The sequence below is a fragment of the Cohnella massiliensis genome, assembly GCF_900169535.1.
GTDB lineage: Bacteria > Bacillota > Bacilli > Paenibacillales > Paenibacillaceae > Cohnella > Cohnella algarum.
In genome coordinates this window covers 474,087-500,994 of record NZ_LT821257.1, presented here as the reverse complement: position 1 = coordinate 500,994, position 26,908 = coordinate 474,087, and the positions used below count along the sequence as shown (strand labels likewise).

The window sequence follows — 26,908 nt, the reverse complement described above, 5'->3', positions numbered from 1 at the left end:
CGATGGAGGCGATGCGCTTGGCGCATCGGCGCGACGGGTGCAAGGGCTGCGCGGACAGCGTCCGGGTGTCGCCCGACAAGCTCGAGCGGCTGATCGCGGTCGCCCTGCAAGGGAGGGAAGCGGCGGCGGAGGCGGAAGCCGCCCGGCGGCTTGCGGCTTGCCGGGCTTGCTCCGGCCTGCAATACGGCACGACCTGCCGGTACTGCGGCTGTCTGGTCGACGTTCGGGCGAGGCTGCGGGGTTCGGCTTGCCCGCATCCGGGCGCTTCCCGCTGGCGAAGCGAAGAAGGCGGCCGGACGGATGCAGGTCGCCGGGCAGAGGCGGGCGATGGGGACGGATGAAGGCCGTCGGGCAGAGAAGGGCGATGGGATGGAGGAAGGCCGCCGGGCAGAGAAGGGCGATGGGACGGATGAAGGCCATCGGGCAGAGAAGGGCGATGGGATGGATGAAGGCCGCCGGGCAGAGAAGGGCGATGGGACGGATGAAGGCCATCGGGCAGAGAAGGGCGATGGGATGGATGAAGGCCGCCGGGCAGAGAAGGGCGATGGGACGGATGAAGGCCGTCGGGCAGAGAAAGGCGATGGGATGGATAGAGGCGGCCGGGCATAAAGCAGGCGTTTGGTCATGAAAGATTTGCGGCATGAATGGTTTTCGGCATTCATCATTTACGGCACGAAGGATGGGAACGGCCGGAACCGAAAGGAGATCAACGGATGAACGAGAGCACCCGGTATGCGAACCCTGTCGTGGAGAGACGGGCCGATCCCTGGATTTACAGGCATGCGGACGGATATTACTACTTTACCGCTTCGGTGCCCGAATACGACCGGATCGAGGTGCGCCGCTCGCGGACGATTCAGGGGCTCGGCCGCTCCGAACCGGCGACGGTGTGGAGGAAATACGAGTCGGGGCCGCTTAGCGCGAATATATGGGCGCCCGAAATTCACTATCTGGACGGCAAGTGGTACATTTATTTTGCCGCCGCGCGCACGTCCGAAACGCGGGACGGCCTGTTCGACCATCGGATGTACGCGCTGGAAAACGAGTCCGCCGACCCGCTCGAGGGGACATGGACGGAAAAAGGGCAAATCCGCACAAAATGGGAATCGTTCAGCCTGGACGCGACCGTTTTCGAGCACCGAGGCGAACGATACTACGTATGGGCGCAGAAGGACCCGGACATTCCGGGCAACTCGAACTTGTACATTTCGAAAATGAGCAATCCGTGGACGCTGTCGGGCAAGCAGACGATGCTGACGAAGCCCGAATACCCGTGGGAAAAAGTCGGCTTCCGGGTCAACGAAGGCCCCGCCGTCCTGAAGCGGAACGGCCGAATCTTCATCTCGTATTCGGCGAGCGCGACCGATCGCAACTATTGCATGGGGCTGCTGGCCGCGGACGCGTCCGCCGATCTGCTCGATCCGCGCTCCTGGACGAAGTCGCCGGAGCCGGTTTTCGCGTCGAGCGAGGAAAACGGTCAGTACGGCCCCGGTCACAACAGCTTCACCGTCTCCGAGGACGGCCGGGACCTGCTCGTCTATCACGCCCGCGGCTACAAGGAGATCGAAGGCGACCCGCTGTACGACCCGAACCGCCACACCCGCGTGCAGCCGTTCGGCTGGAACGCGGACGGCACGCCGAACTTCGGCGTGCCGGTCAAGGACGGCGGCGCCGTTGGGTAATGCGGGCGTTGGCATGCAGGCTTTGCCGACCGGCATTCTATTGCATCGCCACCGCCGAGCGCCCGGACCTGCGCGCGGCAGGGCCTGCCTAAGCGATAGGGAGAAGGATCGAGAAGCCTTTCTCGGAAATCGTCTTGGCCCTCCGGAGTTCCGGTGGAGCCTTGGCGACTCGGCTTCCGCCCGCCATGCGCATCGGCCGAATTGAGTAAATTACCCAACTCGGCCGACCGCGAGCCTGGAACCGCGCCCGGTTGAGTAACCATGCAGCTAGAATAAAAGATGGACACTCGTTAAGATAAACCCAATAATAAGATTAACGGGAGGTGTTCACATGGGTGGACAACGGGTGCATTACAACGAGGAGTTCAAACAAAGAACGGTAAGGTACATCCAGGAACAAACGAAGACGGTCGTACAGATTGCGCAGGAATTGGATATTCCGGAAAAGACGTTATACGGGTGGGTAGCAAAGTATCGTCAGTTTGAGGTCGAGCCCGTTAACAGCGCAGATCGGATTCGTGAGCTGGAATGGCTTCTCCGCGAGAAAGACAAGCAGGTTGCAGACCTCGAACAGGAGCTTGAAATCATAAAAAAAGCAGTGCACATCTTCAGCAGCCCAAGAAAGTAAGATTTCAATTCATTGAAGATCATCGCTCCGACTTTCCTGTGGAGAAGATGTGCGCGGTACTCGGTGTTTCTCGGAGCGGTTATTACAACTGGAAGGATGCGCAGCCAAGCAACCAAGCCCTTCTGAAGGAGAAGGTGATGGAGCGCATCACGTATCATTTCTACGACAACAAAGAACGGTACGGGAGCCCGAAGATCACGCACTTGTTGCATGAAGAGGGCTTTCAAATAACCGAGCGAACGGTAAGCAACTACATGCGGGAGTTAAACCTGCGTTCCTGCGTATCTCGTAAATNTGGGTACCACAAGGTGGCAGACGTGAAGCTCGTCGGTTGTTGGGCACATGCCCGGCGCAAGTACGACGAGGCGCTGAAGGCAGGGCCGCCGGAGATGAGGAAGCTGGGAACCGTTGCAGGACAGGGCCTGGCTTACTGTAACCAGCTGTATGCGATTGAACGGGACCTTGCCGAAGTCTCCGCTGAAGAGCGACAGGCGAAGAGGCAGGAGCAAAGCCTGCCGGTGCTTAACGCCTATCATGGATGGCTGAAGGAGCAACGGTCCAAAACCTTGCCGAAGAGCCTGTCCGGTCAAGCGATCGCCTACAGCTTGAATCAGTGGGATAAGCTTACTGCGTTCCTGTCAGATGGGCGGCTGGAGCTCGACAACAATCGGAGCGAGCGGTCGATCAAACCGTTCGTGATCGGGCGCAAAAACTGGCTGTTCGCCAACACGCCTCGCGGCGCGAAGGCTAGCGCGGTAATCTACAGCGTGATCGAATCGGCCAAGGAGAATGGTCTGCACCCGTTCAACTACTTAAAGTACCTCTTCGAGCAGTTGCCGCAAATCTCTGGACCGCTCGATGCCGACGCGCTCGAACCCTTCATGCCATGGTCGCACGAGCTACCGGCTGAGTGCCGATTAAGTAAAAAGTAACTACAGATTAGTCGAACTGAGCTCCCGCCGCTAGGTGGGGGCTATTTGACGCTTACCGTTCACCTAGAACCGCGCGCAGTTGAGTCACCATTACCCATCTCGACCGGCTATATGGGGATATGGATATGGATGTGGGTGCGGAGAAAAATCAGAGGCTCAAGGCGGCGGAGGGCACGGCGGAGGGCTATGTCGATGACCGGCTCCTCTACCTCAATCCAACGTGTCGAATATATCCTTCAGCAGAATGTCGGCCATCGCCATGGCTTCGTCCGCGGCTCCGTAATACATGCGAACCGTATCTCCGACGGTCAAGGCTCCGCACGAAAACACGACGCCGCCGAAAAAGCCGTCGACCTCGTAATCGGCTTCCGGCTCGAGGAAGGGACGGTTCGAACGGGCGAGCACGACGCCCGGGTCTTCCAGGTCGAGCAGGGCGGCGCCCATGCAATAGCGATAATCGGCGCTGGCTCCGTGATATAAAACGAGCCAGCCGCGTTGCGTGCGGATCGGAACCGCGCCGCCGCCCATACGGGCCGAATCCCAGCCGTTATCGCTAAGTCCCATCAAAAAGCGGTGATTTCCCCAATGCGCCAGATCCGGCGATTCGGCGATCCACATTTCGGGCGCTCCGAACGAACGGGGAACGGGACGGTGCAGCGCGACGTATTTTCCGTTTATTTTTTCCGGGAACAACGCGACGTCCTTGTTTTCGGGCGGCAGCATCAGCCCGCGCCGCTTGAACGCGCGGAAATCCCGCGTTTCCGCCAGACCGACCGCGACGCCGCGCGGCGATACCGAGCTGTAGGCGATGTAATAGACGTCGCCGATTTGCGTGATGCGCGGGTCCTCGATTCCCCAGGCTTCGGACGGGAAGCGGGGAAACAGCGCTGGTTCGCGGTCCACGGTAAAATGAACGCCGTCCTTGCTGCGCGCGACGCGAAAATGGGAGAGCGAGGTGAGCGCGGCGACGATGCCGTTTTCGAAGACGACACGGGAGTCGGAGAAGTCGTAGCGGGTGTCGCCGGCGTCAAAGCGCTCGATCGCGATATCGTCGCCCCGCTCGTTCAGCAGCGGAACGAGCACTTCGCCGTTTTGGCCGCCGGAGATCGGGGCTTCCGCTACGCGAAGCAGCAAAATCGTTTCGCCGCCATGCGAGGCGACGCCAGCATTAAACGCGCCCACGACCTGGAAGTCGGGCCTGGATGGCGGGACGTCGGATGGTTTGACGACGGGGTTGCGGTCGCAGCGTAGGATAGCCACGGAAATCCCTCATTTCAATATGGATTGATTATAAGTTTATTCCCCGAAAGCCGTCCGAAATGACCGGTCCGATCCGCAAGGCGCGCCATCGGTAACGACCCGAAACCATGTACATAACGCGTGTCCGGCCGACTCCAATTCAGCGCGCGATTCCGACTATGCCAAAAGGCGGCCGCCGAAACGGGCATTCGGGACCGCCTTGCCTTGTATGCCGTGCTTCTATGCCGTGCGCCGCCTTAGCGGATGTCGCACTTGTTTTGAATAAACCGGATCTGGTTTTCAAGCCGGTTCCGCTCCTCCGCCGTTTCGGGCGAGGCGTCGCCGGCGTTCGCCGCATCGACCCGTTCCAGCTCCTGCCGGAGGCGGTGCAAATCCTCGCCTGCGCGGGAGCAGTCGTAGTCGCTTTCCAATTGATCGAGCAAGGGGACAACTTCCTTTCGCTTGGAGTCGCGGTTTATTATTTGTGGAAAAATTTGCGGCTATACAGCGCGCAGCCAAGATCGGTTCGATCGCACAGGGTCGCACGGGCTCGCACGGATAGAAGCAGATTAACGCGCGAAGTTTGACGCGCCGCCCAAGTCCGCGAAACGCGCGGAGTTTGACTTCCCGCCCTGGTCCGCGCGAAGCGCCGGGAGCGTAAGCGCGAACACCGAGCCTTCCGGCGAACTGTCCGTCAGCGCCAATTCCCCGCCTTGAGCCCGCGCCAGCAGCTGGCTGTACGTCAGCCCGAGACCGAGGCCGCGCGTTTGCAGCTTTTTCCGGGTTCCCCGGTAAAACCGTTCGAATATATGCGGCCGATCCTCGGGGGCGATGCCGGTGCCGTTGTCCGCGACCTCGACGAGGGCGCGGTTTTCCGTTTCGGCCAACCGGATCCGGATTTGCAAAGGACGCTCCGGACTTGCGGCTTGCAGCGCATTATTCAGCAAATTGGTCAAAATTTGCTGGATGCGGAGCGCGTCGCCGGCGGCGTAAACGGGAGCGTCGGGCCAATCCGCCGCGATCGCCGCATTTTGCCGCTTATGCGTCAGTTCCCATTGGTAGATGATTTCCGACAGGAGCGCGCGCAGGTCGAGCCGCTCGCTGGCCACCTCGACGCTTCCGGCGGACAAGGCGTTATAGTCGAGCAGGTCGGCGACCATCCGCTCGAGTCGTCCCGATTCCCGCAGGGCGATATCGAGAAACTCCTTTCCCTCCTCCGGCGAGACGACCTCGTCCCGCACCGCCATCAGCAGCCCTTTGATCGAGGTAACGGGCGTTTTCAGCTCATGCGTCACGCCGGCGAGCGAAAGCGCCCGCCATTCTTCGAGCTGCTTCAAACGGCCGGCCATGTCCTTGAAGGAATCGACGAGCTCGTGAATTTCCCGTTCTTTCGTCTCCACTTCCAGGCGAACGTCATACTGGCCGCCGCGAATGAGCCGGGCGCCTTCCGCGACGCGCCGGATCGGCAAGGACAGCTTGCGCGACAGCAGGTAGATCGTAAGCCACCCCGAGAGGATCAGGGTCGCCAGCAGCACGGCGACGAGCGCCAGTTCGTTGGGGCTGGCGCCGAGGGATTTTTTGTTCATCAGCAGCGTCACCTGGCCGATTTCTTCCTCCCCGCCCCCGGGGATCGGCGTCGTGACCGCCTTCGTCCCGGGCTCCTTCGAGTCTTTCAAATCGGAGGTCATCCTTTTTTTCATGTCCTGCTCGCTGGTTTCCGGCTTGGAATAAAGCAGGTTGCCGTCTTTATCGGTAACGAACAGGCACAGCTCGCCCTTGAAATTGAAATAGCGGAGCCGGCTGTCCAGCAGTTTGTCCATGTGCGGCGGAATGGCGAGCTCCCCGTCCGCGGAGACGACCCGGTCGGCGACTTCCTGGCCAAGCAGTCCCGCCGTCTTGAGCCGGCTGTCCGTCGTCGTTTCCCGCATCCAGTACAAGGAGCAGAGCGCGATGACGGTAAAGCCGGCGAACAAAATGACGATGTACCGGATCGTCCAGTAGGAGAGCATCGACGTCAGCTTTTTCGGTTTCATTCTCCGATCCAAAATTGATACCCCGTTCCTCTCAGCGTGCGGATTTCGCCGGCATCGGCCGACCAGTGCGACAGCGATTGGCGCAGCCGTTTGATCGACAGGTCGACCGCCCGGTCGCTTCCGTCGTAATCCATTCCCCATACTTGTTCGATGAGCTGCTCTCTCGTTAAAATGCGGTTGGGGGATTCGGCCAAAAACAGCAGCAGCGACAAATCGCGGGGGGTCAGCGGAACCTCGGCGGCGTTCAAATATACGCTTCTGGACGCGTAGTCGATCAGCAAATTGCCGAAGTAGCGCTTGCTCTCCCCGTCGGTCCAATGCGGCCGCCTGCGCAGCACGGCGCGGACGCGGGCGACGACCTCCTCCGGCACGAACGGCTTGGTCATGTAGTCGTCGGCGCCTCCGTTCAGCCCGCCGAGCCGATCCTGGATGCGGTCGCGGGCGGTCAGCATAATGACCGGGCAGGCGCTTTTTTCCCGAATCAGTTTCAGCAGCTCCCATCCGTCCATTCCGGGGAGCATAATGTCCAGCAGCACGAGTGAAAAATCGCCCGCCTCGAACAGCCGGACGGCTTCGTTTCCGTCCGCGGTCCGGGTGACCCGGAACCCCGCCTTTTTCAAGTAGGCGGCCAGAACGAGCGAGATCGCTTCTTCGTCCTCCACGACCAAAATCGACTTCATGTCGGCCGTTCCACTCCTTGCGAATCTTGAATATCCTTCGTTCTCGTACTGTTACTGTTACATAGGAAAGGCGTTGCCGCAAGAGCCTTTTAAGAGATTCGGACTTTATTTTCGCTTGACATTCGCCCGACATATTCGGCTGGTACGCTAGAATCGAACTCTCGTTTTTACCCTAAAAAAAAGAATAGGACAGGAGGAAACTAAAGTGCAAAGAAAAGCGAAAATTTGGATCGTTGCGGGCGTAGCCGCCGTTGCCGTTCTCGGAACGGGCGCTTACGCGCTGACGAACGACTATTTGGGCAACAACATCGAAATCGAACAGGTCATTCCGGCGGGCGCCGCGCCCGCGCAGACCGCGGCGGCAAGCGCCGGAAGCCCGGCGGAAGCGTCAGGTTCGCCCTCGGCAGCTGCGGGAACGGTCGCGACCGGAGAGCAGCTGAACGGGGAATGGAGCTTGACCGACGCGTCCAAAGTTTACTTTTCCGTCACGACGTCCAGGGAAACGGTCAACTTTGTCAATGACGTCGTCGGGGGCAGTTGGACGCTGAACGTGGACGACCTGTCGCAAACGGCGGGAAGCGGGCAAATCGACATGGCTTCCGTCGATTCCGGCAACGGCCAGCGGGACGGTCACGTGAAGGGGGCCGACTATTTCAACGTCGAAGAGTTCCCGGAGGCAACGTTTGCCGCGACGTCGTTCGAAGGCTTGCCGGCCGAGTGGACGGAGGGGACGGCGTACGACTTCAACATGACGGGCACGCTGAGCGTCCGCGGCATCGAGAAGGAAGTCGCATTCGCGAGCAAAACCGTTTACCAGGGAGGGCAGCTGCTTCTGTCGGGCACGACGACGGTCACGTTCGCCGATTTCGGCATGGAGAACCCGCACAACGTCGTGTTGGACACCGAGAACGAGATCGCCGTGCAGCTTGAGCTGGTGCTGGATAAGGCGTAAAAGAACTTGCGCGTTCAGCCGGGCGGAATGGCTTGCGTTCCATAGACGAAAGAAGCCGCTCGCGGATCCGATCGGAATCCGTGAGCGGCTTCTTTGTTCGAGCTTCTCTTTATTCGTATGCCGTCGACGCCGGAAAGTTGTAATAATGGTCGCCGTCCAACGAATGCAGCCGGAAGCCGCGCGCGGCGAAATCCTCGTCGTTATATTTGGCCGTATACGTCGTTTCGGCCGAATAAAAATCCATATAGTTCAAAATGTAGGGCATCGGCCGCACTTCGTTATGCGTCTCGTCCCCCGTGCTGTATTCCGTCGGCGCGATGCCGTAGCCGTCCAGCGAGAATACGCCGGCCGCCGCCTCGTTCATGCGAAAAAATTTGCGGACGGCCGTCGAGGAAACCGAAGCGTAATCGATCGTGCTGACGCTCATCAGCTTGACGCCGAGCAATTTGCGGTATTTGAGGGCGGCGTCGATTTTTTTCCGAAATCCCGTTCCGAAGGCGCTCGGGCTATCGGCTTGCGTAATGTCGGTCGGCTCCAGAAAGCTTTCCAGCAAGTACAAATCGCCGCCGGCGATCTTCGTTTTTTCCCCTTTCGGGTTCCACTTCTCGTGCACGGCGCTGCTCATGATGTCGTCCGGCTTCCACGCGTTCAGGAACGCCTTCATCGATTGCTTGTGCACGTAGTCGACCGCCTGATTGAGACGGTCGCGCGACACGCCGTAATCGTAGCCCGCGTCGTCGAAAAAGATGCCGTCCGCGCCGATCGCTTTCCATTTGTCGGTTTTATTGCGGATCACGCTCATGCTGTGGTTGTCCGTCGTTACCCCGAGGTCGATATAGCCGTAAACCGCGGCATCCGGTCGGAGCGCGCGCAATTCGGCGATGATTTCGGCCGTCGACTCGTGATCGCCGTGGCTCTTCTCCTCCAGCCCCGCGCCCAGCACGATATAGTCGTATTCGGCGAACTGTTCGGCCGCTTTCCGGACGTCGTTCGCTTCGTTTATTTCGATCGGAATACCGTAATAAATGAGCAGCCGATAGCCGTTCTCGTTTTTCGCTTGAACCCCGGCGCTTGTCAGCGTCATCGTCAGGGCAAGCAGCAAGGCGACAAAAATGAGGGGACGTTTTCGTGTCATCGTAAGCTCCTTTACGCAAATACGGGCGAAAATTCCTCGCATTTTTACTCGTTTTTAGGTTGATGAAATGATCATAGGCCAGGACGCGAGGGATTGCAACTCAGCCTTAATTCCCAATTCGGTTTGTCGTACATTGCGGATCATGGTGCAAAAGTCGGCATGAAAATCTTGGATGTGCCAGACGGAATGTTGAATTTGAACGAAATTTGGAGTAAAATTGCTGGATAGAATTATTTGTAAATAATGTAATAATTATAGTATAAAAGGGCTATGTACATGCTGTTTGGGAACCGGTCGTTTCCCTGCAGATCAGGCTATTGGGGGAGATTCGGATGAACGTATTGATTACCGGAGGCTGCGGGTTTATCGGCTCGTTTGCCGCGGAAAGGTTTCATAAGGAGGGGCATCGCGTCACGATCATCGACAATTTGTCCACCGGACAAAGGAGCAACGTGAACGTTCCGCACAAGTGGTACGGGCTTCACGTCGAGGATCGCAAATGCGACGAAATATTCGAAAGCGTCCGTCCCGACGTCGTCCTGCATCTGGCCGCGCAGGTCGACGTTGCCCAGTCCATCCATCTCCCTCAGTCCGATACGCAGGCGAACATTATGGGCCTCGTCAACATGCTGGAATGCTCCCGCAGGCACGGCGTAAAGAAGTTTATTTTCGCCTCCTCCGCCGCCGTCTACGGGAACAACGAAGAGGTGCCGCTGCGGGAGGAGACGCCGGGCGATCCGCAGTCGCCTTACGGCATCAACAAACAATTGGGCGAGTATTACTGCGAGAAATGGCGCGAGCTTTACGGGCTTCAGACGCTGGTGTTCCGATTCGCCAACGTATATGGCCCGAGGCAAGGAATCGCCGGAGAGGGCGGCGTCGTTTCGATCTTTATGCAGCGGCTGCTTCGGGGAGAGGAGCTCGCCATTTACGGCGACGGCGGCCAAACGCGGGATTTCGTTTACGTCGAGGATGTCGTGGACGGGCTGTACCGGGGAGCGGAAAGCGAGCTGACCGGCGTTTACAATTTGTCCGGCTGCCGGGAAACGAGCCTGAACGAGCTGGTCGAAAGCTTGAAGGGCTTCTCCGACGTTTCCGGCGTTCGCTACGAAGCGTCCCGGGAAGGCGATATTTACCGCTCGTGCCTCGACAACGCGAAGGTGAAGAGGCAGCTTGATTGGGTGCCGCTGTATTCGCTGGACGAAGGGCTTCGCCGCACGTACGAATGGTTCAAGGCCGAGCGGGCCAGGCAGGCCGAAGCCCGACCCGCCCGGGCGAAACGCGAGTTCGCCCTGGGCGGCAGGTTCAAGCGCGTGCGCCCCTACGCGGAAAACGCGCTCGCCTTTTGCGCGGTGCTGGCGCTCTCGCTAAACGATCCGGGCTGGCTCGCGCAGACGCTCGTCGATTTTAAGCTCGTTTACATTATTTTGCTCGGCGTGCTTTACGGAAGCAAGCAGTCGATCATTTCGGCCGTTCTGGCTTCGGGCCTTTATTTCTTCGAACATTTGCAAAACGGCCGGGACTGGGTTTCGCTGCTGTACGACCCCGAAGTGCTGTTCATGCTGGCGATTTATTTGTTTTTCGGCCTGCTTGTCGGATTCGTTTCGGACAGGCACCGGAGAGAAGCGGCGGAAATGCGGAACGATCTTCAGGCGGAACGCGAAAGATACGATTTTCTGAACGCGGTTTACAAGGATACCCGGCTGGTCAAGGACGAGCTCCAGCGCCAATTGGTCGGCAGCAAGGACAGCATCGGCCGGATTTACAGCATCGTCAAGAAGCTGGAAACGCTCGAGCCGGAGCAAATCGTCACCTCGTCGGTCGACGTGCTCGAGCATTTGCTCGAGTCCAGGCGCATTTCGATTTACTCCGTGAACGGCACGAACTTTTTGCGTCTGATGGTCAAATCGGGCGGCAGCTCGTTTTTGCTGCCGAAAACGATTCGGCTTTCCGAGCATCCGTGGTACGCGGAAGTGATCGACGGCAAGTCGGTGCGCGTGAACCGTTCCCTGGAAAGCGGCGCTCCCGTCATCGCCGCGCCGATCGTTCACGACGGCACGGTCGTGGCGATCGTATCCGTTCACGTCACGGAGTTCGAGCGGCTGACGCTGGGCTTCGAGAACTTGTTCAAGGTGAGCGTGGAGATGATTTCCGACTCGCTCGCCCGCGCGTTCCAGTTTGTGGGGGCGACCCGAAGCGAGCGGTACGTGGACGATACGCCGGTGCTTCAGGAAACGTCGTTCAACCAGGTGCTGGAAAGCAAGACGGCCGCCAAGCGGCTGCATAACGCCGACTTCGTGCTGCTCGAGGTCAAGGCCGATCTCGGCAATTTGAAACGGGTCGCCGACCGCATCGCCGAGACGCTCAGGGATTCCGACTATCTCGGCTTGATCCGCGACCGCCTTGTTCTTTTGCTGAGCAACTCGAACTCGGAGGAAGCCGGCTTCGTCATGAACAGGCTGGCGAACAAAGGCATCGAAACGAAGCTGATGAGCGAGGAAGAAGCGTATGTTTGAGCGTTGGCTTGTCGTCTATTACGCGCTGGCGGTCATTTACGCCGTCTATCGTTTGGTTCGCCGCAAGGGCGACGAAACGGCCGCCGTTCTCCTGGCGCTGCTGCTGCCGTTCGGCGGGGTTCCGCTGGCCGCGCTCGCCCGGTACGTCCGGAAAAGGAACGTCCCGGTGCCGGACGCGAGCCGTTTCAAGGAACTGACCGACAAGGAGAACGACATTCGCGAGCGCATCTACCGGCAGGTGGATATCGGCAAAGAGACGAACATCGTTCCGATCGAGGAGGCGCTGGTCGTCAACGATTACCGGACGAGGCGCCGCCTGCTGCTCGATATGCTGAAGGACGACGCGGACGGTCATTCGGAACTGCTGGAGCGGGCGATTCAGAACGAAGACACGGAAACTTCGCACTACGCGGTATCGGCCGTCATGGAAAGAAAGCGGAAGCTGCAAACCAACCTCCAGAGGCTTACCGTCGAATACGAACGGCAACGCGGGAACCTGGACGTTGCCGCCGAATACGCGCAGGCGCTGCACCGGATGATCGAGGGCGGATTTGCGGATGCCAGAACGAAGAAAATCTATCTTTCGACCTATTCGCGCGTGCTCGGCGAGCTTATCGCCGGAGGGCTTCATGACGAGTCGGTGTTCAAAAACAAAATCGAATGCGCCATGCGCCTCGGCGAGGTGCAGGCGGCTCTCGCGGATTGCGAGGCGTTTCGCAAGGCGTACCCCGACAGCGAACAGGCGTATTTGTCCTCGCTTGGCGTCTGCTTCGAGCTGAGGCAGAAGGAATCGTTTTTCGAGCTGCTGGAGCAGTTGAAAGCGTCGCGTATCCGCATTTCGAACGCCACGCTCGGCATGATCCGCTACTGGTCGAATCAAAGGGATCAAGGAGCGGCAGGATGAAGAGATCGTTCAAGCTGGGCAAGCAAATTTATATGATTCTCGTTTTCGTGTTGCTGCTGGGCATAGGTTTGCAGGTGACCCGATCGGAAGCGCTGCTTCGCATAGGCGGAAAAAACGAAGCGTCCGCCATGCTCTCCGGCGCTTCCGGCGGGTCCGTCTTGTCGCGGGAAGAGATCGAGGGGCTCGGAGAGCCGCGTTACCTGATTATTTTCGACGCGGCCGACAACTACAGCGTACGGGTGAAAGACAACGTCGAGCGGACGCTTCGATATATGAAGAAATCGTTCGAAACGAAGCCCGTCGAAACGGTCAAGGAGACGGACGCTTCCGGCAGGCAGGCGATCGTCACGTTTCCGCAGCTGGATCTCATTCCCGACAACGCCTGGCTCGAAACCTATGTGGAAGAAGGCGGGAGCCTGCTGTTTGCCTCCGTGCTGGAGCCGGACAACACGTTTTATCGCATCTACCGGAAGCTCGGCGTGCTGGAAGCCGGGTATCAGGCGAACGTCAAGGGGATTACGGTGGGCAGGGGCGTTTTGCTCAACGAAGACGCCCAAACGTTCGGCGGATCGATCATTGAAAATACGGCGATGCAGGTGCGGCTGGACAAAGAGTCGATCGTAAGCGCCGAATCGTCGGAAAAAGTGCCCATTTTGTGGGAGCGGAGCTACGGTCTCGGGAAATTCGTCGTCTTCAACGGCACGATGCTGCAGGAAAAAACGAGCCGCGGCTTCATCGCCGCGGGCATCGGCCTCATGACGCCCGATTTCGTTTATCCGGTTTTGAACGCGAAGCTCCTGTATATCGACGATTTTCCCGCTCCGTTCAATCCGCCGTCCGACCCCGCGGTCGTCGCGTCGCTTCGCGACCAGTACGGGCGGACGTATTCCCGGTTCATCAAGGACATCTGGTGGCCGGATATGATCCGCGCGGCCGCCGAGTACGACTATAAATACACGGGCGCCGTCATTCAGACGTACGAGGCGACGATGCGGCCGCCGTTCGACGACAATGCCGAAGATTCGTTGTCCAATCTTATCATGTACGGGCGGGACATCCTCAAGCAGGGCGGGGAAATCGGCATTCACGGTTACAATCACCAATCGCTGACGATGAATGCGGGCGTAAGCCGCGCGTTCGGCTACAAAACATGGGCTTCGGAGGCCGACATGGCCGATTCGGTCCGCAGCGTTTATGCGTTTATCCGCGGCGCCTTTCCGGAATACGGCGTGCATGCGTACGTGCCTCCATCCAACGTGCTCGGACCGGAGGGGCGGAACGCGCTCGTCCAGGCGTGGCCCGAGCTGCGAGCGATCTCGTCGGTCTACGGAGAGGATCTGGAAGGGAACGCGTACGTCCAGGAATTCGAAATCGCGCCGGACGGCGTGGCGGAGCTGCCGCGCGTCACCTCCGGATTCATCAACGACGAATTCGAGCGCTGGGCGTTAATGAACGCCGCCGCCGCGCTCGGCGTCATTTCGCACTTCGTGCACCCGGACGACGTCATTTCCGCCGACCGCAATCCGGGAAAGACGTGGGAAGAGCTGTATGAGGATTTCACGGCGTTTCTCGGGTTTGCCGGCGGGCAGTACGATTGGCTTCGCCCGCTTACCGCGACGGAGGCGGCGAACGAGCTGAGCCGCCAAACGAACGCCGACCCGCATTTCCGGCATACGGAGAAAGGCATCGAAGGCTATATCAACGGCTTTTCCGGCGGGGAGCTATATTTTGTCGTTCGCACCGGCAAAAAGGTGACGGAACTGAAACATGCCGAGGTAACGCGTATTGGCGATTTCGCCTATCTCGTGAAAGCGACCGGCGCCCAATTTACCATTGGATTGGAATGATGCGCTTTGAGAATCTGTTTGGTTGCGGAAGGCTCATATCCGTACATAACCGGGGGAGTGTCCAGCTGGATCCATTCGCTCGTCCGCAGCATGCCGGAGCATGAGTTCGTCATCTACGCGATCGCGGCGGAGGCTTCCCAGAAAGGCAAATTCAAATACGCGCTGCCGTCCAATATCGCGGAAGTCAGGGAAGTGTTTCTCGACTCGTTCTTGAGGGAAGAGGGGCGCTGGGGAGCCCGGTTCAAGCTGACCCGGGAGGAAGCGGCGGCGATGAAATCGCTGATCGGCGGCGACGAGCATGCGGATTGGCGGCTTATTTTCCGGGCGCTGCTGAGCGACAAGCTGACCGATGCGGCGACGTTTTTGATGAGCCGGGATTTTTACGACATTTTAAGCGCGCTGTGCGAGGAAAAGTACAGCCAGGTACCGTTCACGGAAATGTTCTGGACGGTTCGCTCCATGATTTTGCCCTTGCTCATGACCGTCCGGAGCCCTTTGCCGGAGGCGGACCTTTACCACGCGGTATCGACCGGCTATGCGGGCGTGGTCGCCGCGCTCGGCAAGCAGCGCTTCGGCAAGCCGATGGTGCTCACCGAGCACGGGATCTACTCCCGCGAACGCGAGGAGGAAATTATCAAGGCGGATTGGGTCAAAGGCTATTTTAAAGATTTGTGGATCGAGTACTTCTACACGCTTTCCGGCTGCGCTTACCAATATGCCGACGAAGTGATAACGCTGTTCAAGCGCAACAAGGAAATCGAAGTCGAGCTCGGCTGCCCCGAAGAGAAAATCCGGATCATCCCGAACGGCGTGGCTGCGTCCGATTTCGACGGCTTGCCGCGCAAGGCGGAGGGGGAGCCGATCAACGTCGGCGCGCTCGTGCGCGTCGTGCCGATCAAGGATATCAAAACGATGCTGCAAAGCTTCCGGCTCGTCAAGCGGGAACTGCCGCACGTTCGGTTCCATATTATGGGCCCCTACGAGGAAGACCCCGAATATTACGAAGAATGCCTTGCCCTCATGGAGGCGATCGGGCTGACGGACGTCGAATTCACCGGGAGCGTCGACATCCGGGAGCATATCGGGAAAATGGACGTGCTCGTGCTGACGAGCATAAGCGAAGGCCAGCCGCTGGCCGTGCTCGAGGGCATGGCGGCGTCAAAGCCGTTCGTCGCGACCGACGTCGGCAGCTGCAAGGAACTGCTCTACGGCACGGACGACGATTACGGACAGGCGGGATTGATCGCGACGGTTATGAACGAGGAGCAAATCAGCCGGCATATCGTGACGCTTTGCCGGAACGAGCGCCTGCGCAGGGAAATGGGCGCGAGCGGCCGCCGGCGCGTGGAGCGGCTGTATACGAGAGATCGGTTTATCGAGAGCTACAAGCAGCTGTATGCCCGTTACGAGGGAAAGGAAGTGGCGCCAAATGGCGGGAATCGGCTTTGAACTGAAAAAAATGTACGCCAAGGCGGGTCTCGTCAACAAGGTTCAAGCGCTGGCCTATTCTTCGCTGGTAACGATCGGCCCGATGCTGTCGTGCATGCTCCTCGTCGTCGTCGTGCAGTGGCTGCAGCTCCGGTTCGGCGTGTCGTTCGGCGAGCGGGAGCTATTCCTGTCCGCGACGGTGTACGCGTTTATTTTTTCCTATATCATCAGCAACACGCTGACGCTGTATCTGACAAGGAGCGTGTCCGATTTTCTGTACCAGGGGAAATACGACGCGGTGCTTCCTTCCTTTTACGGCGGCCTGAAAATCGGGATGGCGACGGCAGCGGTTCCGGCGCTCGCCTTCCTCGCCTTCGCCCGCATCGATTGGCCGATGAAAGCCGCGCTGCTGCTGCTGTTTATGACGCTCATCGTCATCTGGTTCGAAGTGGTCTACCTGTCCGCCATGAAAAATTACCGCCTGATCTCTTTTTCGTTCATGGGAGGAGCGCTCGTGACGGTCGCCGCCGTCTGGACGATGTTCGAATTCACTTCGGTCCGCAGCGCTTCCGCCGCCTTGTTCGCGGTCGACGCCGGCTTTTTGCTCACCGCCTCCGCGCTGCTCGTGCAGATCGAGAAGTTTTTCCGCACGCCGCGCCTTCGTTCCGATTATGCCTTTCTGGCGTATTTGACCAAATATCCGTCGCTGATCGCCGTCGGCGGCTTGACGGCGCTCGGCCTGTATTCGCACCAGTTCGTCCAATGGTTCGGCAGCGAGGGGATCCTGGTCGCCGGGACGTTTCTAATGGCGCCGAAATACGACTTGGCCGTTTACTACGCGTTTTTGTCGGTCATTCCGTCGCTCGTGCTGTTCGTCGTTTCGCTGGAAACGAATCTGTATCCGAAAACCCGCCAGTATTACGATCTGATATTGCACGGAGGATCGATCGGGGACATTCGCCGCGCCCGCCAGCAAATGTTCCAGGTGCTCGCGCAGCAGCTCTCGCTGCTTATGGGCATCCAGCTCGTTTTCTCGATCGTTTCGGTCGCGTTCGGCATCCGCTTTTTGCCCCGGATCGGGTTTACCGCCGCGCAGGTCGATTTGTTCAATATTTTGGTCATGGGCTTTTATGCTTATATCATCTATACGATCGTCTGGCTCGTGCTTTTGTACTTCGACGATCGCAAGGGCGTAGTATGGCTGGCCGTGCTGTTTCTCGGAGCGAATACGGGTTTTTCGCTCGTTTCCCTTGCGTTCGACGAACAAGGCTTTTCTTTTTTTCTCGCGTCTTTCGCGACGCTGATCGCCGCGTTCTGGCGCCTGATCCATTTGTTGAATCACATCGATTACTACACGTTTAGCGCGCAGCCGGTTATCCATCGGGAAAAGAAGAACCGCTTCGCGAAGCTTCTGCACGGAGAGGAGTCAACATGAAAACAACCTTTCGATTTCGCGCCGCGCCCGCCTTGCTGCTGGCGCTCGCCGTCTGCCTGGGGCTTTCCGGCTGCTCGTTCTGGGAAGAGCCGGGGGAGCAAGCGGCGGAGACGGCCCAAGCGGCCGAACCGGTTCAGAAATCCGCGGCCGTGGCGAGCCTTCAGAACAAGCTGATGGAGGATCGCCGAATTTACGCCGATGACAAGGCCGATTCGGTCGTGACGTTCTACTTGACGATTACGGAAGACAACTTGACGGGCGACCCGGCCCTCACGTGGAACGAACTGAACGGGATCCGCAATGCGCAGGAAAATACGGACGAGAAAAAAGTGAACGTGCTGATCCAGGAAGGAAACGAGACGGGGCCGGCGAGCGGCATGCTCGGCTACGGAGAAACGCGACCGAACGGCGAACTGTCGCTCAGAGGCAAGTCCACGCTGCAAGGAGCGCAAAAATCCTACAAAATCAAGCTGTTCGACGAAGCGGGAGTGTGGCGGGATCAAACGACGATCAATTTGCTTAAGCACATTTACGATTTTTCCCGCGTCCGCAATACGCTCAGCATGGACTACTTCAAACTCATTCCGAATATGACCAGCTATCGGACGCAGTTCGTGCACCTTTATGTCAAGGACATGACGAGCGGCGAAACCAATCCGGTCTTTGTCGACTACGGGTTGTACGAGCAGATCGAGCAGCCGAACAAGCGCTATCTCCGCGCCCGCGGCCTGGATCCGAACGGCCAGCTGTACAAAGCCGAAAACTTCGAGTTTTTCCGGTACGCGGACAAGCTGATCAGCGCCGACGACGCCGACTACGACCAGGCCGCGTTCGAGTCCGTGCTGGAGATCAAAGGGAGCAAGGACCACGAAAAGCTGCTGCGCATGCTGGACGACGTGAACAATCTGTCGCTCAATTTCGACGAAGTGTTCGACCGGCATTTCGACCGGGACAACTATTTGACCTGGATGGCTTCGAACATTTTGATGGACAACATCGATACGATCTCGCAAAATTTTCTGCTGTACTCGCCGTTGAACTCGAATACGTGGTTCTTCCTTCCGTGGGACTATGACGGAGGCTGGGGCTACAACGAATTCGCGCACGCGGACGAACTCGATCAGGCGAGAGCGCCGTGGATGCGCGGCATTCAAAACTATTGGGGAACGGTGCTCGCCAACCGGTTTTTCAAAAATCCGGACAACGTGCAGCAACTGATCGATAAAGTCAAAGAACTGCAAACGATCATTCATCCGGAGCGGACGGCCGCTTTTCTCGATACGTACCGGGATGTCGTGTATCCTTATATTTCCCGGCAGCCGGATATGTTGTACTTGCCGGGCAACGTGAAGGACTACGACGCGGAACTGGAACGGATCGCCGGCCTGCCGGAGAAAAACGCGGAGCAGTTCATCGCGAACTTGCAAAAGCCGATGCCGTTTTTTATGGGCGACGTGGAGCAAGACGGATCGAACGCGGTCTTTCGCTGGGACGCGTCGTACGATCTGCAAGGCGACGATTTGATTTACCGGTTCCGGATCGCCAAGGATCCGACGTTCGCGAAGCCCCTCGTCGATCGGGACGGGCTGACCGTCACGTCGCTTACGATCGAAAACCTGGAGATGGGCCGGTATTTCTGGCAGGTCACGGCCACCGACGCCGAGGGCAATTCCATGCCCGCCTTCGATATTTACGAGGGTACGGACGATATCAAGCATTACGGCGTAAGGGAATTTTATATCGATTAGCCGGCAGGAGGGACGCCTTATGGAGTTCGCGGGCAAGCGGCTCAGGCACGAGCTGAAATTTTATATCCATCATCACGAGTACGTCGGACTTCGCAAGCGGGTCGGCGCGCTGCTGACGCTCGACCGCAATTCCGTCGACGAGAGCGGCTACCACATTCGCAGCCTGTATTTCGACAATTCGCATGAATCTTCGCTGTACGACAAGCTGAACGGCATTTTTGCCCGTAAAAAATACCGGATCCGGATTTACAACAAGAGCGACCGGACGATCAAGCTGGAGCGGAAAAGCAAATACAACGACTACGTGGCCAAAGAGTCCGCGGCGCTGACGAGAGAGCAGGTCGACCGCCTGATGACGGGGGACTACGCCTTTCTGCTGGACGGCGGGTCCGAGCTGATGCGCGATTTTTATTACGATTTGAAAAACGGCGCGATGCAGCCGGCGGTCGTCGTCGACTACGTTCGGGAAGCGTACTTGTATCCGACGGGCGATGTCCGGATTACGTTCGACAAGCAGCTGTCCGCGAGCGTGCAGTCGTTCGATATTTTCGACCGGGAGCTGGTCGGCGTCGAGACGGTGGAAGGGCCGCGAACGATTCTGGAAGTGAAATACGACGCCTTCCTTCCGAACGTCGTTCGCGATTTGCTGCAGCTGTCTTCCCATAACCGGTCGAGCATTTCGAAATACTGCATCTGCAAGGAGCGGCGGAAAGTGTTTGCACAATAACCCGGGCTTGCGCTCGGAAGGAGATTTTGCAAAGTGGGAGAAACGGTCAATTTTCAGGATATTATCAAAAAAAGCATGCTGGAGCTCGACGCGTTCGGCAACGTTTCGTACATCCAGATCTTCTGGGGGCTGCTCGTCGCGTTCGGCGTTGGCATGTTCATCTACTGGGTATATCAAAAATGCTATCGCGGCGTCGTCTACAGCCATAATTACAACGTATCGTTCGTACTGATCACGATCATTACGGCGCTCATCATCATGACGATCAGCACCAATATCGTCCTGTCGCTCGGCATGGTCGGCGCGCTCAGCATCGTGCGGTTCCGCACGGCGGTCAAAGACCCGCTCGATATCGTCTATATGTTCTGGTCGATTTCCGCGGGCATCGCCACGGGCGCCGGACTGTACCCGCTGGCGATTTGCGGCTCGCTCGTCATCGCGCTCGTCATCTGGCTGTTGTCGCGCCGGAAGCTGAAGGAGACGCCGTTTTTGCTTATCGTCCATTACGAGGATGCGGCGGCCGACGAGCAGATCAAGAGCGCCTTGCGGAAAATGAAGTACACGCTCAAATCGAAAACGGTCCGCAAAAACGTGACCGAACTGACGGTGGAGCTGCGAGTCAACGGCGACAACACGGCGTTCGTCCAGACGATGTCGGAAATTCCCGGCGTATCGGACGTCGCGCTCGTCAGCTACAACGGCGATTACGCGCCGTAATCCGGCGGCCGGCGCGAAGCGGATTTCCACGGAGGCCGGGTGATGTGTCATCCGGAATTCGCCGGAGACCGGGGAACGGGCAGTCAACCGATCCGGGAGGCTCGAACATGTTCGAGCCTCCCGGATTTTTGTACGCAGACAGCGAGCGGCATGCATTTGAGTAAAAATTACTCATCTTGCCATCCTCGCATGGCCGCCAACGATCCAATTGAGTCGTGTCGACTCAACTTGCCGCCTGGGCATGGCCGGCAAGGGTCCAATTGAGTCATGGCGACTCAACTTGCTGCCTGGGCATGGCCGGCAAGGGTCCAATTGAGTCATGGCGACTCAACTTGCCGCCTGGGCATAGCCGGCAAGGGTCCAATTGAGTCATGCCGACTCAACTTGTTGCCTGGGCATGGCCGGCAAGGGTCCAATTGAGTCGTGGCGACTCAACTTGCTGCCTGGGCATGGCCGGCAAGGGTCCAATTGAGTCGTGGCGACTCAACTTGCTGCCCGGGCATGGCGGGCAAGGGTCCAATTGAGTCGTGGCGACTCAACTTGCCGCCTGGGCATAGCCGGCAAGGGTCCAATTGAGTCGTGGCGACTCAACTTGCTGCCTGGGCATGGCCGGCAAGGGTCCAATTGAGTCGTGACGACTCAAATTGTTGCCTGGGCATGGCCGGCAAGGGTCCAATTGAGTCGTGGCGACTCAACTTGCAGCCTGGGCATAGCCGGCAAGGGTCCAATTGAGTCGTGACGACTCAACTTGCAGCCTGGGCATGGCGGGCAAAGGTCCAATTGAGTCGTGGCGACTCAACTTGCAGCCTGGGCATGGCGGGCAAAGGTCCAATTGAGTCGTGGCGACTCAACTTGCTGCCTGGGCATGGCGGGCAAGGGTCCAATTGAGTCGTGACGACTCAACTTGCCGCCTGGGCATGCTCGCTGGGCGCTTCAATGCGGCTCGGCTTAAATCCGGCCAATCGCGACAATCGCAGCTAACGCGAAGAAAACGACGTTCACGCCAATATCCCGATATTCCTTGCGCCGAATATGGAACAGGGCTCCGAGCAAAACGACGGCTGCGAGAGCGATCGCGGCAAGCGGCGTCCATACGGGCGCAATGTTCGTCAACTCCGGTATAACCAACCCGACTGCCCCAAGCAATTCCGCCAATCAGATAAACAAAACGAATCCCTTCGGGACGTCCTTTACCCAGACCCAGGACGCCCTTGCCTTTTCGACCTGAAACGCCTTCATCCAACCGGAATATAAAAAACCCAGCGCCAAAATCCCTTGAACGATCCACAATGCCGCGTTCATGATGCTTGCTCCACTCCTTGTCTCATGTGAATTTGCTTGCTGAAACATCCGATTTTTCAACCCGAACCGCGAACCGAACCGCGAACCGAACCGCGAACCGAACCGCGAACCGAACCGTAAACCGAACCGCAGCCGCCCCTTTATTGAATCCGCTGGCCGCTAGGTGCATAATAAGCTCTAGAAACTCTTTCTGGAAGTAGTTACTTTAACTAAACATAGTTTATAAAAAGAAACCATGAGGAAATGAAAGGATCAGTGGGGCGAACGATGTCAAAATATTGCAAGTTTGAGACAGCGCTCGAAATTTTCGTGGGGAAATGGAAGCCCGTCATTTTGCTTTGTCTTTTTTCAAATGGCACCATGCGATTCAGCGAACTTCAAAAAGCGATACCGGATATCACCAAAAAAATGCTGACCCAGCAACTAAGGGAGCTGGAATACCACGATATCGTCCATCGCGAGGTCTATCAGCAAGTTCCTCCAAAAGTGGAGTATTCGATTACGGAGTATGGCAAAGGGATGGATAGCGTTCTTCGGGCGTTGAACGATTGGGGTGTGGCGCATATCGAGCATTTGAATCATTTGTACGGCGAAAACCGTTCGGGGGTTGCGTTGCCGGGTCGCGCAGATCGGACAAGATAGGTTGAAAGGCAAAGTTCCAATATGAACGAGGAGCGTGAGCGGAATGGTCGAGGTGGCGGCCGCCGTCATCGAGGACGAAGCGGGACGGATTTTGATCGCCAGGCGGAAAAAGGGAAAGTCCCAGGAAGGGCTTTGGGAGTTCCCCGGAGGCAAAATCGAACCCGGCGAGTCGGTGCAGACGTGCTTGCGAAGGGAGCTGCTGGAGGAGATGAACATCGAAATCGCCCCCGGCGAACCGTTTGCCGTGAACGAGCACGATTACGGCCCGGTCCGGATCCGTCTCACGGCCTGCATGGCCCGGTACGTGCGCGGAGAAATTCGACTGGCGGACCATGACGAGTGCAGATGGGTCGGCCGCGGGGAGTTGAGGGAGTTCCGCTGGGCCCCGGCCGATGTGCCGTTCGTGGAACGGCTTGCGGCGGAACGGATTTAAACGGGAATGATTTGCCCAATAAGCGGCGGTGCGAGCCGAAGGAACGGATAGGAAAAGTAACGCCGGTAACAGCAAAAGGGGCAGCCCGTTGAGCGGATCGCCTCTGCCTAGCGACGCGGGTTCCATGTAGTGCACGTGGTGCGCTACATTCGCGCAAACCGAGTCGGGGACCGGCCAAGTAGTGCACGGAGTGCGCTACATTCGCGCAAACGGAGCCGGGAACCCGCCAAGTAGTGCACGGAGTGCGCTACATTCGCGCAAACGGAGCCGGGAACCCGCCAAGTAGTGCACGTGGTGCACTACATTTGCGCAAACCGAGCCGGGGACCGGCCATGTAGTGCACGTGGTGCGCTACATTCCGCAAACCGAGCCGGGGACCGGCCAAGTAGTGCACGAGGTGCGCTACATTCGAGCAAACGGAGCCGGGAACCCGCCAAGTAGTGCACGTGGTGCACTACATTTGCGCAAACCGAGCCGGGGACCGGCCATGTAGTGCACGTGGTGCGCTACATTCGCGCAAACCGAGCCGGGGACCGGCCATGTAGTGCACGTGGTGCGCTACATTCCGCAAACCGAGCCGGGGACCGGCCAAGTAGTGCACGTGGTGCGCTACATTTGCGCAAACCGAGTCGGGGACCGGCCATGTAGTGCACGTGGTGCGCTACATTCGCGCAAACGGAGCCGGGAACCCGCCAAGTAGTGCACGGAGTGCGCTACATTCGCGCAAACGGAGCCGGGAACCCGCCAAGTAGTGCACGGAGTGCGCTACATTCGCGCAAACGGACCGGGGACCGGCCATGTAGTGCACGTGGTGCGCTACATTCGCGCAAACGGAGCCGAGGACCGGCCATGTAGTGCACGTGGTGCGCTACATTCGCGCAAACGGAACCGGCAGCCCGCCAAGCCATGTGAATCGGGCACATCGGGCGGCTTCCCGGAACGAGTGGCCGCTCCGGGAAGCCGGGCTTGCAAAAGACGGCTTCGAGAAAGAAAATGCGAGGTCAACCGAAGTCCCGACGCAGCGTGAACAGGCTGCGCAGCTCGTCTGCGGACAGCTCGGTAATCCAGCCTTCGGACGCGGAAATGACATCGTCGCTCAACTTCATTTTGCTTTCGAGCATTTCGTCGATTCGTTCCTCCAGCGTGCCGAGCGCGATGAACTTGTGCACCTGCACGTCGCGGGTTTGGCCCATCCGGAAGGCGCGGTCGGTCGCCTGGTTCTCGACGGCCGGATTCCACCATCGGTCGAAATGGAACACGTGGTTCGCCGCCGTCAGATTGAGCCCGACGCCTCCCGCCTTCAGCGAAAGGATGAAGACGTTCGGCTGCTCGTCCGGCGGCAGCTCGCGGGATTGAAACCGGGCGATCATCCGGTCGCGCGCCGTTTTGGACGTGCTGCCGTTCAAGTACAGCACCGGCTCCTGCAGCTCGCGCTCCAGCACCTGCCGCAGCATTTGGCCCATTCCGATATACTGCGTAAAAATGAGGCAGCGGTCCCCCTCGTCCCGGAGCTCCTTCACCATTTCGAGCAGCCGCTCCAGCTTGGACGAGCCGGCGACGAGCGCCGCGATCTCCTCGGCGGACCGCTCGGCATCCGGCGGCGTCTCCGGGCTCGCCAGCAGCGGATGGTCGCATATTTGCTTGAGCCGCGTCAGCGCGGCCAAAATCGCGCCTTTTCGCTCGATGCCTTCCAGCTTCTTTATTTTTTCCATCAGTTCGTTTACGGTTTGATCGTACAGCGCCGCCTGTTCGGGCGTCAGATGGACATAGGCTTTCATCTCGTTTTTCTCCGGCAGGTCGAGCCGGATGGCCGGGTCCTTCTTCTTGCGGCGCAGCATGAACGGCTTGACCAGCTTCTGCAGGTCCGCCGTGCGCCGCGGGTCGCGGTCCTTCTCGATCGGCGTCGCGAACCGCTCCTGAAAGGCGCGGGCCGTGCCGAGGTAGCCGGGCGAGATGAAATCGTAAATCGACCAGAGCTCGGAGAGCCGATTTTCGATCGGCGTTCCGGTCAGCGCGATCCGGTGCCGGGCGGGAAAGCTGCGGACAGCGGCCGCCTGCTTCGTCTGGGCGTTTTTGATGTTTTGCGCTTCGTCCAGACAGATGGACGCCCATCCGAACGCTTGCAGCGTCTCTTGATCGAGCGCCGCCGTCGCATAGGAGGTGAGCACCACATCCGCCCGGCGGGCCGCCTCGGCAAAGGCGTCCCCGGCCAGCCGCCCGCTGCCGTAGTGAAGCATCACGTCAAGGGAAGGGGCGAAGCGGCCAAGCTCCTTCTGCCAGTTGCCGAGCACGGAGGTCGGGCAGACGATGAGGGAGGGGAGCCGTTCGGCCTCCCCCGTCGTCTCCTTCTGGTGAAGCAGATAGGCGATCAGCTGCACCGTTTTGCCGAGGCCCATGTCGTCGGCCAGCACCGCGCCAAGGCCGAACCGCCGCAAAAAGGCGAGCCACGAAAAGCCGTCGCGCTGATAGGCGCGCAGCTCGGCCGCCAGACCCGCGGGCGCGTCCAGCTTCGGCCATTCCGCCTGCTGGCCGATCTGGCCGACCAGCTTCAGAAGATGCTCGTTCAACTCCACCTCCAGCCGGACGCGATGAGCTTCTTCCTCCGGATTTTCCTCGGCCGCGCCTTCTTCCGGTTCGCCGCTTTCGGCGAGCAGGTGCAGCTGCAGGACGTCCTGGAACGTCAGCCCGTGCGACTTGTCCACGCCCTCCATCAGCTTGCCGATTTGCGCGATGAGCTCCGGGTCGAGCGCGATCCAGCGTCCCCGGAACCGGACGAGGCGCTCGTTGCGGGCGACCAGCTCGGCGAACTCCGCCTCGGAAAGCTCGGCGTCTCCGATGGCGACGCGCCAATCGAAGTCGAGGATGGCGTCCAGCCCGAACAGCGATTTGCCGTTGCGGCTCTCCTTCACGCTGGCGCGCAGTCTCGGCTTGCGCTTTCGCGCCGCTTCCCACCAGGCGGGAAGCAGCACTTCCCAGCCGGCCTCCAGCAAACGAACGCTGTCCGCCGTCAAAAAGCGCCACGCGGCCGCATCGCCGAGCGGCGCGCCGAGCACATCGCCGCTTCCGCCGGCCGTCAGCTCCGGCGGAAGGACGGCGCGCAGCCGCTCCAGCCAGCCGGCGGCGCGCTCTTGCGCATGGGCCGACCAGGCGGCCGGCCATGCGCCGGATACTTCGCCTTGCGCCGTCAGCTTCGCCGGCGCAAGCTTCGACGCATCCAGCTTGTCCTGCAGGACAAGCTGGAGCCGCCAGCCGGACGGCTTGTCTCCGTACGGCTCCGACAGCCGCAGCGCCGGGCGGAACGGCGCCGGGTCGGCGGTCCAGCCGAGCGCGATCAGCCATGCCTGCTCGTCCAGGCCGGCGACCGCCGGGCTGTTTTTGGCAAACAGCAGCGGAAATTCCCGCCGCAGGTCCGCCGCCGCCGCCTCGGTGCCGTAGTAGCGGTCGAATACGGCGGCCGAGAACGCCGCCCGCACGCCCGACGCGAAATCGTCGCCGGCTTTCGCGCGAGCCAGCGCCTCGCTTACCCGTTCGGCCGCTTCGTTCGCCGGCCAAGTCCACTCCACCTTGCCTTCGCGGTAAGCGGAGAAGCTGGGGCGATACGCTTTGTTCTCCAGCATTTCCGCCAGCGGCGGCGCGATTTCCAGCAGCGTCCGGGCGGACTCGCCCCATTTCCAATCGATGTACTCCGGCACCCGAACGTCCGCAAAAAAGGGAACGACCCACTCCGACGGGAGCACGACGGCCTCGACGTTATCCGTTTTTTTCAGTTCCAGTTCGGTGCCGTAAAAGGAAGCCTCATGCCAGGCGAACAAGCGCTGCTTGATCGCAAGGCCGGGAATGTCCGGGGATCCGGCCATCGATCCGAAAACAAGGGCGTCCCCGTGGCCGGTCAGGACGACGTCGACCGAGATGGTGTTCATCAGCATCT

24 protein-coding genes are annotated in these 26,908 nt (G+C 59.2%); 16 read left to right on the top strand and 8 right to left on the bottom strand.

All coding sequences use genetic code 11. The features are described from left to right. Positions 1–17: 17 nt before the first annotated feature. The 5 genes from B7E11_RS09000 to tnpC all read left to right on the top strand — a co-directional run bounded on the left by B7E11_RS09000 (position 18) and on the right by tnpC (position 3,242). Complete coding sequence (locus tag B7E11_RS09000; protein ID WP_245809661.1) at positions 18–341, top strand: DUF6171 family protein; 324 nt, start codon at positions 18–20, stop codon at positions 339–341. Continuing rightward, positions 338–628, top strand: coding sequence for a hypothetical protein (locus tag B7E11_RS08995; protein ID WP_080833496.1), 291 nt, complete (start codon positions 338–340; stop codon positions 626–628). Before B7E11_RS09000 ends, B7E11_RS08995 begins: the two co-directional genes overlap by 4 nt. Positions 629–713: 85 nt before the next feature. Beyond that, positions 714–1,682 carry a glycoside hydrolase family 43 protein gene (locus B7E11_RS08990; protein ID WP_080833494.1) on the top strand — a complete coding sequence of 323 codons (969 nt, stop codon included), beginning with the start codon at positions 714–716 and terminating at the stop codon, positions 1,680–1,682. A gap of 331 nt (positions 1,683–2,013) precedes the next feature. Next, a complete protein-coding gene (locus B7E11_RS08985) occupies positions 2,014–2,310 on the top strand; it encodes a transposase (protein WP_080833492.1) in 297 nt (98 codons plus the stop codon). A gap of 47 nt (positions 2,311–2,357) precedes the next feature. After that, entirely contained in the window at positions 2,358–3,242 is an 885-nt protein-coding gene (gene tnpC / locus B7E11_RS08980; protein ID WP_080833491.1) for an IS66 family transposase, read from the top strand. Between the two features lie 210 nt (positions 3,243–3,452). On the opposite strand, the gene B7E11_RS08975 is transcribed toward tnpC, so the two are convergent. The 4 genes from B7E11_RS08975 to B7E11_RS08960 form a co-directional block, all read right to left on the bottom strand. Then, positions 3,453–4,502 (bottom strand): glycoside hydrolase family 130 protein, encoded by a 1,050-nt coding sequence (locus B7E11_RS08975; protein WP_080833489.1) that lies wholly within the window; start codon positions 4,500–4,502, stop codon positions 3,453–3,455. Positions 4,503–4,738: 236 nt separating this feature from the next. After that, entirely contained in the window at positions 4,739–4,924 is a 186-nt protein-coding gene (locus B7E11_RS08970; protein ID WP_080833487.1) for a DUF2524 domain-containing protein, read from the bottom strand. 126 nt (positions 4,925–5,050) lie between these two features. Then, complete coding sequence (locus tag B7E11_RS08965; RefSeq protein WP_080833485.1) at positions 5,051–6,526, bottom strand: HAMP domain-containing sensor histidine kinase; 1,476 nt, start codon at positions 6,524–6,526, stop codon at positions 5,051–5,053. After that, positions 6,511–7,194, bottom strand: a complete 684-nt coding sequence (locus B7E11_RS08960) for a response regulator transcription factor (RefSeq protein ID WP_080833483.1) — start codon at positions 7,192–7,194, stop codon at positions 6,511–6,513. Before B7E11_RS08960 ends, B7E11_RS08965 begins: the two co-directional genes overlap by 16 nt. A 205-nt stretch (positions 7,195–7,399) precedes the next feature. On the opposite strand from B7E11_RS08960, the gene B7E11_RS08955 reads away from it, so the two are divergent. Further along, the gene (locus B7E11_RS08955) at positions 7,400–8,146 is read left to right on the top strand and encodes a YceI family protein (protein WP_080833481.1); all 747 of its coding nucleotides are present in this window, start codon (positions 7,400–7,402) and stop codon (positions 8,144–8,146) included. 109 nt (positions 8,147–8,255) lie between these two features. Here the strand turns inward: B7E11_RS08955 and B7E11_RS08950 are convergent, their stop codons facing one another. Then, positions 8,256–9,281, bottom strand: coding sequence for a hypothetical protein (locus B7E11_RS08950; RefSeq protein WP_080833479.1), 1,026 nt, complete (start codon positions 9,279–9,281; stop codon positions 8,256–8,258). A 332-nt stretch (positions 9,282–9,613) separates the two neighbouring features. On the opposite strand from B7E11_RS08950, the gene B7E11_RS08945 reads away from it, so the two are divergent. Genes B7E11_RS08945 through B7E11_RS08915 form a run of 8 tightly spaced genes read left to right on the top strand, consistent with a single transcriptional unit; the run spans position 9,614 to position 20,603 of the window. Next, positions 9,614–11,797, top strand: a complete 2,184-nt coding sequence (locus B7E11_RS08945) for an NAD-dependent epimerase/dehydratase family protein (RefSeq protein WP_080833477.1) — start codon at positions 9,614–9,616, stop codon at positions 11,795–11,797. Further along, positions 11,790–12,701, top strand: a complete 912-nt coding sequence (locus B7E11_RS29475; RefSeq protein ID WP_176220660.1) for a hypothetical protein — start codon at positions 11,790–11,792, stop codon at positions 12,699–12,701. The genes B7E11_RS08945 and B7E11_RS29475 overlap by 8 nt, the downstream gene beginning before the upstream one ends. Continuing rightward, positions 12,698–14,548, top strand: coding sequence for a DUF2194 domain-containing protein (locus B7E11_RS08940; protein WP_176220659.1), 1,851 nt, complete (start codon positions 12,698–12,700; stop codon positions 14,546–14,548). Before B7E11_RS29475 ends, B7E11_RS08940 begins: the two co-directional genes overlap by 4 nt. Positions 14,549–14,554: 6 nt before the next feature. Next, on the top strand, positions 14,555–15,997 hold the full coding sequence (gene pelF / locus B7E11_RS08935) for a GT4 family glycosyltransferase PelF (protein ID WP_080833474.1): 1,443 nt from the start codon (positions 14,555–14,557) through the stop codon (positions 15,995–15,997). Continuing rightward, the gene (gene pelG, locus B7E11_RS08930) at positions 15,978–17,411 is read left to right on the top strand and encodes an exopolysaccharide Pel transporter PelG (protein WP_080833472.1); all 1,434 of its coding nucleotides are present in this window, start codon (positions 15,978–15,980) and stop codon (positions 17,409–17,411) included. The genes pelF and pelG overlap by 20 nt, the downstream gene beginning before the upstream one ends. Further along, the gene (locus tag B7E11_RS08925; RefSeq protein WP_080833470.1) at positions 17,408–19,159 is read left to right on the top strand and encodes a CotH kinase family protein; all 1,752 of its coding nucleotides are present in this window, start codon (positions 17,408–17,410) and stop codon (positions 19,157–19,159) included. The genes pelG and B7E11_RS08925 overlap by 4 nt, the downstream gene beginning before the upstream one ends. Before the next feature lie 19 nt (positions 19,160–19,178). Beyond that, a complete protein-coding gene (locus B7E11_RS08920) occupies positions 19,179–19,886 on the top strand; it encodes a polyphosphate polymerase domain-containing protein (protein ID WP_080833468.1) in 708 nt (235 codons plus the stop codon). Between the two features lie 33 nt (positions 19,887–19,919). After that, complete coding sequence (locus B7E11_RS08915; protein WP_245809659.1) at positions 19,920–20,603, top strand: DUF4956 domain-containing protein; 684 nt, start codon at positions 19,920–19,922, stop codon at positions 20,601–20,603. A gap of 948 nt (positions 20,604–21,551) precedes the next feature. Here the strand turns inward: B7E11_RS08915 and B7E11_RS30940 are convergent. Both B7E11_RS30940 and B7E11_RS30935 read right to left on the bottom strand, forming a co-directional pair. Continuing rightward, the gene (locus B7E11_RS30940) at positions 21,552–21,749 is read right to left on the bottom strand and encodes a DoxX family protein (RefSeq protein ID WP_425430059.1); all 198 of its coding nucleotides are present in this window, start codon (positions 21,747–21,749) and stop codon (positions 21,552–21,554) included. Positions 21,750–21,758: 9 nt separating this feature from the next. After that, the gene (locus tag B7E11_RS30935) at positions 21,759–21,905 is read right to left on the bottom strand and encodes a DoxX family protein (protein WP_425430058.1); all 147 of its coding nucleotides are present in this window, start codon (positions 21,903–21,905) and stop codon (positions 21,759–21,761) included. 267 nt (positions 21,906–22,172) lie between these two features. Here B7E11_RS30935 and B7E11_RS08905 point away from each other — a divergent pair, with 267 nt between their 5' ends. Beyond that, positions 22,173–22,547, top strand: a complete 375-nt coding sequence (locus B7E11_RS08905; protein ID WP_080833819.1) for a winged helix-turn-helix transcriptional regulator — start codon at positions 22,173–22,175, stop codon at positions 22,545–22,547. A gap of 43 nt (positions 22,548–22,590) precedes the next feature. Continuing rightward, a complete protein-coding gene (locus B7E11_RS08900) occupies positions 22,591–22,980 on the top strand; it encodes a (deoxy)nucleoside triphosphate pyrophosphohydrolase (protein ID WP_080833467.1) in 390 nt (129 codons plus the stop codon). Between the two features lie 1,001 nt (positions 22,981–23,981). Here B7E11_RS08900 and B7E11_RS08895 read toward each other — a convergent pair. Beyond that, the gene (locus B7E11_RS08895; RefSeq protein WP_080833464.1) at positions 23,982–26,906 is read right to left on the bottom strand and encodes a DEAD/DEAH box helicase; all 2,925 of its coding nucleotides are present in this window, start codon (positions 26,904–26,906) and stop codon (positions 23,982–23,984) included. Positions 26,907–26,908: the final 2 nt, after the last annotated feature.

Excerpts from the sequence above, each read along its gene's own strand:
- B7E11_RS08990 (WP_080833494.1), top strand. The coding sequence starts at position 714 with ATGAACGAGAGCACCCGGTATGCGAACCCTGTCGTGGAGAGACGGGCC.
- B7E11_RS08920 (WP_080833468.1), top strand. The coding sequence starts at position 19,179 with ATGGAGTTCGCGGGCAAGCGGCTCAGGCACGAGCTGAAATTTTATATC.
- B7E11_RS08900 (WP_080833467.1), top strand. The coding sequence starts at position 22,591 with ATGGTCGAGGTGGCGGCCGCCGTCATCGAGGACGAAGCGGGACGGATT.
- B7E11_RS08995 (WP_080833496.1), top strand. The coding sequence starts at position 338 with ATGAAGGCCGTCGGGCAGAGAAGGGCGATGGGATGGAGGAAGGCCGCC.
- B7E11_RS08960 (WP_080833483.1), bottom strand. The coding sequence starts at position 7,194 with ATGAAGTCGATTTTGGTCGTGGAGGACGAAGAAGCGATCTCGCTCGTT.
- B7E11_RS08985 (WP_080833492.1), top strand. The coding sequence starts at position 2,014 with ATGGGTGGACAACGGGTGCATTACAACGAGGAGTTCAAACAAAGAACG.
- B7E11_RS08940 (WP_176220659.1), top strand. The coding sequence starts at position 12,698 with ATGAAGAGATCGTTCAAGCTGGGCAAGCAAATTTATATGATTCTCGTT.
- B7E11_RS30935 (WP_425430058.1), bottom strand. The coding sequence starts at position 21,905 with ATGAACGCGGCATTGTGGATCGTTCAAGGGATTTTGGCGCTGGGTTTT.
- B7E11_RS08895 (WP_080833464.1), bottom strand. The coding sequence starts at position 26,906 with ATGCTGATGAACACCATCTCGGTCGACGTCGTCCTGACCGGCCACGGG.
- B7E11_RS08945 (WP_080833477.1), top strand. The coding sequence starts at position 9,614 with ATGAACGTATTGATTACCGGAGGCTGCGGGTTTATCGGCTCGTTTGCC.
- pelG (WP_080833472.1), top strand. The coding sequence starts at position 15,978 with ATGGCGGGAATCGGCTTTGAACTGAAAAAAATGTACGCCAAGGCGGGT.
- B7E11_RS29475 (WP_176220660.1), top strand. The coding sequence starts at position 11,790 with ATGTTTGAGCGTTGGCTTGTCGTCTATTACGCGCTGGCGGTCATTTAC.
- B7E11_RS08925 (WP_080833470.1), top strand. The coding sequence starts at position 17,408 with ATGAAAACAACCTTTCGATTTCGCGCCGCGCCCGCCTTGCTGCTGGCG.
- B7E11_RS08950 (WP_080833479.1), bottom strand. The coding sequence starts at position 9,281 with ATGACACGAAAACGTCCCCTCATTTTTGTCGCCTTGCTGCTTGCCCTG.
- B7E11_RS08905 (WP_080833819.1), top strand. The coding sequence starts at position 22,173 with ATGTCAAAATATTGCAAGTTTGAGACAGCGCTCGAAATTTTCGTGGGG.